The sequence below is a fragment of the Tahibacter caeni genome, assembly GCF_024609805.1.
Lineage (GTDB): Bacteria > Pseudomonadota > Gammaproteobacteria > Xanthomonadales > Rhodanobacteraceae > Tahibacter > Tahibacter caeni.
In genome coordinates this window covers 1-7866 of the sequence record NZ_JANFVR010000230.1, presented here as the reverse complement: position 1 = coordinate 7866, position 7866 = coordinate 1, and the positions used below count along the sequence as shown (strand labels likewise).

Sequence of the window (7866 nt, the reverse complement as noted above, 5' to 3'; positions counted from 1 at the left end):
GCCAGACGCGCCGCGTGTTCGAGCGCGCGGCGGCGTTCGCCTATCGCGCCAGCGCGGGCGGCGGCGGCGACCGCGTCGTCGCGCCGATGCCGGGCCGCGTCGTGCTGACGCGCGTACAGCCCGGCGACACGGTGGCCGAAGGCCAGGAGCTCGCCGTCATGGAAGCGATGAAAATGGAAATCACCCTGCGCGCACCGCGCGCCGGCACGATCGCCGCGGTCCAGGCCGAGGCCGGCGAATTCGTCGAGGCCGACGCCGTGCTGATCCGTCTGGAGCCCGTATGAAAATCCTGCCCGCCGGTTGCGCTGAACACGGCGAACCGCAACATCGAGATTTCTTCACGGCGACGCACCACGGTCCCACGGCCTTTCGGGCGCGCTCTGCCGTGCCGCGCGTGCGCAACTTTCGCAACGCCGCAGCGACGTTGCGGTCCGCGGCGCTCACCGCGACCTGCGCCGCGTTGCTGTTGCTCGCCGGCTGTACCGAGACGCGCTTCGAATCGCCGCTCGGCGACAACATCGAAAGCTGCGACGTGCGCTGGAAGGGCCTCTGGCTGGCCCAGGACGTCGAGGCGCGCGAACGCGGCGAAGGCGCATTCGTCGTCGACGACGAATGCCGCTTCCAGATGCTCGACCAGACCGAACCCGGCACGCCGTTCAAGCTGATCCACGTGCCGCTGAACTTCGTCCACGACGGCGGCAACGACTACCTCGTCGTGTCCGACGTGCAGCTCAAGGGACTCGTCACCCTGCCCGCACCGCATGCGGTCAGCCCGACGCCGGAGAAATCGTTCTTCTTCGCGCGCTACCGGCTGCGCGGCGAGCGGCTGGAAGTCCACGACGTCGACAGCGAGCGCATCGCCAAGCTCATCCTCGACGCCAAGGTTGAAGGCACGATAGCCAAGAGCGCGACCGAACTGCACGTCTATGTGCGCGGCAATCGCGCGCAGATGCTGGAAATCGTCCGCACCCTGCCCATATTCGCCGACAAGGCCACCGTGTTCGTGCGCAGCGAACAGTCGGTCGAGGCCTATCAGAAATCCCTGCTCGCGCGCCAGCGCAAGGAAAAACCATGAGTCTGCCCCGCGAGGTGCGCATCGTCGAAGTCGGTCCGCGCGACGGCCTGCAGAACGAAAAGGCCCTGGTGCCCACGCCGGTCAAGATCGAGCTGATCGACCGGCTCGGCGCGACCGGCCTGCGCAGCATCGAGGCGACCAGCTTCGTGAGTCCCAAATGGATACCGCAGCTGGCCGACGCGGCCGAGGTCTACAGCGGCATCCGGCGCCGCGCCGGCGTGCACTATCCGGTGCTCGTGCCGAACCTGCAAGGCTACGAGCGCGCACGCGCGGTCGGCGTCGAGGAGATCGCCGTGTTCGCCGCGGCATCCGAGGCGTTCAGCCGGAAGAACATCAACGCGAGCATCAGCGAATCGCTCGAACGCTTCGCGCCGGTGCTCGAACGCGCCGCGGCCGACGGCGTGCGCGTGCGCGGCTATGTCTCGACGGTGCTCGGCTGTCCGTACCAGGGCGAGGTGCCGGTGGCCGACGTCGTACGCGTCGCCACGGCGCTGCACCGCGCCGGCTGCTACGAGATCTCGCTCGGCGACACCATCGGCATCGGCACGCCGGGCAAAGCCGCGGCCATGCTCGCCGCCGTCGCGGCCGAAGTGCCGATGGCCGCGCTGGCCGTGCATTTCCACGACACGCGCGGCCAGGCGCTCGCCAACATCCTCGCCTGCCTCGAACTCGGCGTCGCCGTCGTCGACTCGGCCGTCTCCGGCGTCGGCGGCTGTCCCTACGCGAAGGGCGCCAGCGGCAACGTCGCCAGCGAGGACGTGGTCTACATGCTCGACGGCCTCGGCATCGCGACCGGCGTCGACCTGCCCGCCCTGATCGACACAGGCCGCTGGCTCGCGACGCAGCTCGGCCGCGAGACCGGCAGCAAGGTGGGTCGAGCGGCCTGACTGCCGCTCGGGAATGGGAAATGGAGAATCGGGAATCGTGGAAGCGATTCCCGCTCCGCGCTTCAATGGTCGCGTTGTATCCACCGTCGGGCAGCCAGGCCCTTCCGATGTTCGTCACGCTCCGACGATTCCCGGCTCCCGGCTGCTCCCGTCAGTGGCAACACCCTTTCGCCGGTTCACCCACGATCACGTCCGCGTCGCCGGACAGAACGAAGCCCACACCGACGCCTCGCCCCGCTCCAACGATTCCCGATTCTCCATTCCCGGCTCTTCCGTAGCGAAGACCGCATCGTTCGCGGGAGCCAAGCCCACACCGACGCCTCGTCCGCTCCAACGATTTCCGATTCCCCATTTCCCGCCTTTCACATCGGCGGCAACACCACGATCGTGAACCAGAAGTTCTCGATGGTCTTGACGACCTGGATGAACTGGTCGAAGTCGACGGGCTTGCTGATGAAGCAGTTCGCGTGCAGGTCGTACATGCGCACGAGGTCTTCCTCGGCGCGCGAGGTCGTCAGCACCACGACGGGGATGCGGCGCAGCGAGGAGTCGGTCTTGATCTCGGCGAGCACTTCACGGCCGTCGCGCCGCGGCAGGTTCAGGTCGAGCAGGATCAGGTCGGGCCGCGGCGCGTCCGCGTAGATGCCGCGTCGGAACAGAAAGTCCAGCGCGCGCTCGCCGTCCTCGACGACGTGCAGGCGGTTGCGCAGGTGGCCTTCGCGCAGTGCTTCGCGGGTCAGGCGCACGTCGCCCTCGTTGTCTTCGACGAGCAGGATTTCCACGGGACGGGGGGAAGCGGCGTCGCTCATGCGTCGGACTCCAGGACTGGCAGGGTGAAATGGAAGGTGGCGCCGTCGCCGGGCCGGGACTCGACCCAGATGCGGCCGCCGGCGCGCTCGACGATCTTCTTGCAGATGGCCAGGCCTATGCCGGTGCCGCTGTACTGCTGGCGGGTGTGCAGGCGCTGGAAGATCACGAAGATGCGATCGGCGTATTGCGGGTCCAGGCCGATGCCGTTGTCGCGCACGCGGAAATGCCAGTGGTCCTGCTCGCGCTCGGCGTCGATCGTCACGTGCGGCGGCGCGTCGCTGCTGAACTTCAGCGCGTTGGCGACGAGGTTCTGGAACAGCTGGCTCAGCTGCAGCGGATCGACGCGCACGGTCGGCAGCGCGCCGACGCGGATCTCGGCGCCGGTTTCCTGCACGCGCGCGGCGAGATTGCGCAGCGCGACCTGCAGGCAGTCGGCGGCGGCGACGTCGCGCGCCTCGACCGGCCGCGTGGCGATGCGCGAATAGGTAAGCAGGTCGTCGATCAGGCGCTGCATGCGCAGCGCGCCGTCGACGGCGAAGCCGATGAAATCGTCGGCGTCCGCGTCGAGCTTGCCCTTGTAGCGCCGCGCGAGCAGCTGCACATAGCTCGCGACCATGCGCAGCGGCTCCTGCAGGTCGTGCGAGGCGACGTAGGCGAACTGCTCGAGATCGGCGTTGGACCGCGCGAGCTCGCTGCGCTGCTGCTCCAGCGCCTGCTCGGTCTCGCGCCGCCGCGTGATGTCGCGCAGGATCGCCGTGAAATGCTCGTCCTCGTCGTCGCGCCAATGGGCGATCGAGATCTCCAGCGGAAATTCGCTGCCGTCGCTGCGCAGGCCGGCCACCTCGACGGTACGGCCGATCACGTGCGGCTCGCCGCCGCCCAGCAGCCGCGCCATGCCCTCGCTGTGCGCGGTGCGGTAGCGCTCGGGCATCAGCTGCGTCAGCGGCTGACGCAGCAGCGCGTCGATGGAGTAGCCGAAGCAGCGCCCGGCGGCCGGATTCACATAGCGGATGCGCCCGTCGCCGCCGGCCGCGATGATCGCGTCGTTGGCCGTGTCGGTCAGCGCGCGGAACGCGCTCTGGCTGCGCTGCAGTTCGGCCGTGCGGCGCGCGGCCAGGCGTTCGGCGCGCGCGCGCAGGCCGGCGAGCAGCCAGGCGATCGCGAACAGCAGCAGGCTGAACAGCAGTCCGACGACCAGCACCGATAGCGGCGTCCTCGACCGGTTCGCCGCGGAGAACGCCGGCGTCGCCTCGACCGCGAGCCGCCATTGGCGGCCGGCCAGATTGAGGGTCTGCGCGTGGCGCAGCGCCGCCGGCGCGGCGTCGTCGCCGTCGGCATACAGGCGCTGCGCCGGATCCTCGGTGTCGCCGTCGTAGAGCTGCACGCGCAGGCCCGTGCGCGGCTCGCGATCGACGAGCCGTATCCACTCGGCGGCGCGCACGTCGAAATAGGCGACGCCGGCCAACCGGTAGTCCGGCTCGCCGTCGCGGCGTCCTCCGCTGTGCAGCGGCGCATAGACCGCGAAGCCGGCCTCGGTATCGCCGGCCGTGCTGCCGGCCACGGCGATGCGCGCGCTCAGCGCGGCCTCGTCGCGCGCGATCGCACGCTGCAGCGCGTCGCGCCGCGCCGGCTCGCTGGCGAGGTCGTAGCCGAGCAGCAGCAGGTTCGCGCCCTCGGCCGGCTCCAGAAAGGTGACCGGGAAATAGCTCGCACGCTCGCCGGCGGGCCAGATGCGGAAACCGCCGCGCCGGCCGACGGCCATCGCACCTTCGAAGTCGCCGCGCTCGCGCGCGTCGACGCGCGTTGCATAACCGGCGCCGACGACGGCCGGATAGCGTCCCTGCAGATCGACCTGCTCCCAGTAGCGCTGCCATTCCTCGGCGTCGACGCCGTCGGACGCCGCGAACAGGCCTTGCGCGCCGCGCAGCGCATCGACGTAGCCGCGCAGGCGCTGCTCGATCGCCGTCGCGAGCTGCTGCGCCTGATGCTCGAAACGTTGGCGCTGCGCGGCGAGCGCGCTTTCCGCGCTGACGCGCCAGGCCATGACCGTCGCGCCGAGCGCGAGGGCGAGCACGAACAGCGCCGGCAGCAGACTCGCGCGCTGCAGCGGATCGCCGCCGTCGCGGCCCAGCGCGCGCTGCAGCAGCAGGGTGCTGCCGCAGGCAATCAGGCCCGAACCCGTCAGCACCGACACGCTGTCGACCGAGGCCCAGCCGATGCCCGGCGCGATGCCGAACAACCGGCCGAGCAGGCCGAAGGTGCCGAGCGCGACGGCGACGGCCGCTAGCAGGGTGCAGGCGACCTGCAATGCGGCGCGCTGGGTATGCGCGCCGAGCGCGAGCGCGAGCGCCGCGGCGAGCAGGCCCGCCGCGCTGTTGCTCGGCAGCGCGAGGAGGCTGCCCAGATGCGGCGACAGCGTCCCGCGCAGACCGAATAGCGCGACGGCGAGCACGCCGCCGCCGAGCAGCATGACCGGCACGCTCAGCGCGACCGCGAGCCGCGCCCGCCGCGCGCGTTCGGCGATCAGACCCAGGCCGAGCAGGATCAGCGCACCGAGCGCCGGCCAGGTCGGCGCCCACTCGCGGATGCCGGCAATGTTCAGCGCGACGCCGGCGACGGCGCAAAGCAGGGTCGCGACCGCGCCCGCGAACAGGTACCTACCGCGCTGAGCCGGCGCGCCGCGGCTCTGCGACTCAACCATTGGCGTCCTCCGCCGGCAGCATCGGAGGCTCGCCGCGGCGCTGCCGGCGCAGGCGGTCGGCGAAACGATCGGAAGATTCGGGGCGTCCGACGTGGAAGCCCTGCAGGCGGTTGCAGCCGAGCGCGCGCAGCACGCTCTGGTGGCGCTCGGTCTCCACGCCTTCGGCGACGACCTCGATGCCGAGGATGTGCGCCATCGCGATGATCGCGCGCACGATGACCGCGTCGCGCGTGTCGGTCGGCGCGTCGACGATGAAGCTGCGGTCGATCTTGAGCAGGTCGATCGGGAACGCCTTCAGATAGCTCAGCGAGCTGAAGCCCGTGCCGAAATCGTCGATCGCGACGCTGATGCCGAGTTCGCGCAAGGCCGCGAGCAGGCTGCGCGATTCAGGGCGCTGCATGATCGTCTCGGTCAGCTCCAGCTCCAGGCGCCGCGCCGGCAGTCCGCTGTGTTCCAGCGCCTCGCGCACGTCGCGCAGCAGCATGCCGGCCTCGAGCTGGCGCGCCGAGACGTTGATCGCGACGCTCGGCGGATCCGGCAATAGCTCGTTCCAGCCGACCGCGACACGCATCGCGCGGTCGAGCACCCAGCGGCCGAGCAGGATGATGAGGTCGGACTGCTCGGCCAGGCCGAGAAACTGCTCCGGCGGCACGCGGCCGCGCTGCGGATGGTTCCAGCGCAGCAGCGCTTCGGCGCTGACCACGCGGCCGTGGCCGTCGACGATGGGCTGGAAATCGAGTTCGAGCTCGTCGCGCTGCAGCGCCTGGCGCAGCTCGCGTTCGAGCGTGAGCCGCTCCTGCAGCTCACGATTGAGGTCGGGCGAATAGAAGCCGATGCCGCTGACGCCGCGCTGGCCGGCCTGGTACATCGCATTCTCGGCGCACTTGAGCAGCGCGGCGGCCTCGACCGCGTCGTTCGGCGACAGGCTGAGACCGATCTGGCCGCCGAGATAGAACTCGTGCTCGCCGACGCGGTAGGGCTGGCGCAGCGCGTCGAGCAGCCGCTCGGCCAGCAGCGAAGCCTCGCCGATCGCGTCGCGCTCCACGCAGGCCAGCGCGAATTCGCTGCCGCCGGTGCTGGCCAGCACGGTGCCTTCGGGCATGAGCCGCTGCATGCGGCCGACGGCGGCCTTCAACGCGAGATCGCCGGTGTCGTGGCCGAGGCTCTGGTGCACCGCCGCGAGGCCGGTCAGGGTGACGGCGAGCACCGCGACCTCGCTGCCGCGGCGGCGCAGCGACGGCAGCAGCTGGCGCAGCGCGTCGATGAAGCGGCGCCGGTTCGGCAGGCCGGTCACGTTGTCGTGGCTCGCGACGAATTCGAGGTGTTCCTGCACGAGCTTGCGCTCGATCGCATAGCGCAGCGCGCGCGCGAGATGGCTGCCGTCGCCGCGGCCCTTGACGACGTAGTCCTGCGCGCCGAGCTGGATCGCGCGCAGGGCCAGGCTTTCGTCGTCGCGGCCGCTGAGCACGACCAGCGGCATCGGCCCGGCCATCTGCAGCATCGCGCGCAAGGTCGGCAGGCCCTGGGAATCGGGCAGGCCGAGATCCAGCAGGGCCGCGACGTAGCGCTGGCGCGCGAGCCGGCCCAGCGCGTCGGCCAGGGTCGGCGCGACGTCGACCGCATAGCGCGGCTCGACTTCGCGCAGCAGCTCGCGGACCAGGCGCGCGTCGCCGGCTTCGTCCTCGACCAGCAGCACCGGCATGGTTTCCGCGTGCGCGTCGCCGCCGAGCGGCAAGGTCACGACGCTGAGCCAGAAGTGGCTGATGCTCTGCATCACGCCGAGGAACTGGTCGAGGTCCAGCGGCTTGCGCACGTAGCAGTTGGCGAAACTGTCGTAGGCGCGGCGGATGTCGGCGTCGGCGCCCGACTGGGTCAGCACGACGACCGGAATGCGCGCGAGCACCGGATCTTCCTTGATGCGCTCGAGCAGTGCGAGGCCGTTGAGCAGCGGCAGATTCAGATCGAGCAGGATCAGATCCGGCAGAGGCTGGTGTTCGTAGCTGCCGTTGCGCTGCAGCATCGCGAGCGCCTGTTCGCCGTCGGCGGCGATGGTCAGGCGGTTCAGCAGCTTGGCCTGCTTGAGCATCTCCGTGGTCAGGCGCACGTCGCCGGGGTCGTCCTCGACGAGCAGGATTTCCAGTGGTCGTCCGGTGAGTTCCTGACCCATGACAGACTCCTGCGCTCACCCCTGTTCGAGTCGCATGGTCGCGAAGGTACGCCGAAACGGCGGCGATGTGTACTCGTGAAAAAACGAGTCCGGCGGCCGCGCCGCGCCCTGCCCGGCACAGGGCTCGCAGTAGAACGTCCGACGTGAAAGCGAAGTAAAAATCCGGCCGCGACGTGCCGCCGCCGCGTGCGGTCGTCGCGGCGGCGCCGGGCAAGACGCGGCCGCG

The 7866-nt window shown here is 70.4% G+C and carries 6 protein-coding genes; 3 read left to right on the top strand and 3 right to left on the bottom strand.

Annotated elements, in window-relative coordinates:
• The 3 genes from NON22_RS16985 to NON22_RS16975 all read left to right on the top strand — a co-directional run.
• Positions 1 to 284, top strand: a 284-nt coding sequence (locus tag NON22_RS16985) for an acyl-CoA carboxylase biotin carboxyl carrier protein subunit (RefSeq protein ID WP_257388134.1), incomplete at its 5' end; no start/stop codon positions are given.
• Positions 285 to 394: 110 nt separating this feature from the next.
• Positions 395 to 1075 carry a hypothetical protein gene (locus NON22_RS16980; protein ID WP_257388133.1) on the top strand — a complete coding sequence of 227 codons (681 nt, stop codon included), beginning with the start codon at positions 395 to 397 and terminating at the stop codon, positions 1073 to 1075.
• On the top strand, positions 1072 to 1962 hold the full coding sequence (locus NON22_RS16975; protein WP_257388132.1) for a hydroxymethylglutaryl-CoA lyase: 891 nt from the start codon (positions 1072 to 1074) through the stop codon (positions 1960 to 1962). Before NON22_RS16980 ends, NON22_RS16975 begins: the two co-directional genes overlap by 4 nt.
• Positions 1963 to 2324: 362 nt before the next feature.
• On the opposite strand, the gene NON22_RS16970 is transcribed toward NON22_RS16975, so the two are convergent.
• Genes NON22_RS16970 through NON22_RS16960 form a run of 3 tightly spaced genes read right to left on the bottom strand, consistent with a single transcriptional unit; the run spans position 2325 to position 7640 of the window.
• On the bottom strand, positions 2325 to 2771 hold the full coding sequence (locus tag NON22_RS16970) for a response regulator (protein ID WP_257388131.1): 447 nt from the start codon (positions 2769 to 2771) through the stop codon (positions 2325 to 2327).
• Complete coding sequence (locus NON22_RS16965; protein WP_257388130.1) at positions 2768 to 5473, bottom strand: CHASE domain-containing protein; 2706 nt, start codon at positions 5471 to 5473, stop codon at positions 2768 to 2770. Before NON22_RS16965 ends, NON22_RS16970 begins: the two co-directional genes overlap by 4 nt.
• The gene (locus tag NON22_RS16960; protein ID WP_257388129.1) at positions 5466 to 7640 is read right to left on the bottom strand and encodes a putative bifunctional diguanylate cyclase/phosphodiesterase; all 2175 of its coding nucleotides are present in this window, start codon (positions 7638 to 7640) and stop codon (positions 5466 to 5468) included. Before NON22_RS16960 ends, NON22_RS16965 begins: the two co-directional genes overlap by 8 nt.
• Between the last annotated feature and the right edge of the window lie 226 nt (positions 7641 to 7866).

Excerpts from the sequence above, each read along its gene's own strand:
- NON22_RS16970 (WP_257388131.1), bottom strand. The coding sequence starts at position 2,771 with ATGAGCGACGCCGCTTCCCCCCGTCCCGTGGAAATCCTGCTCGTCGAA.
- NON22_RS16965 (WP_257388130.1), bottom strand. The coding sequence starts at position 5,473 with ATGGTTGAGTCGCAGAGCCGCGGCGCGCCGGCTCAGCGCGGTAGGTAC.
- NON22_RS16975 (WP_257388132.1), top strand. The coding sequence starts at position 1,072 with ATGAGTCTGCCCCGCGAGGTGCGCATCGTCGAAGTCGGTCCGCGCGAC.
- NON22_RS16960 (WP_257388129.1), bottom strand. The coding sequence starts at position 7,640 with ATGGGTCAGGAACTCACCGGACGACCACTGGAAATCCTGCTCGTCGAG.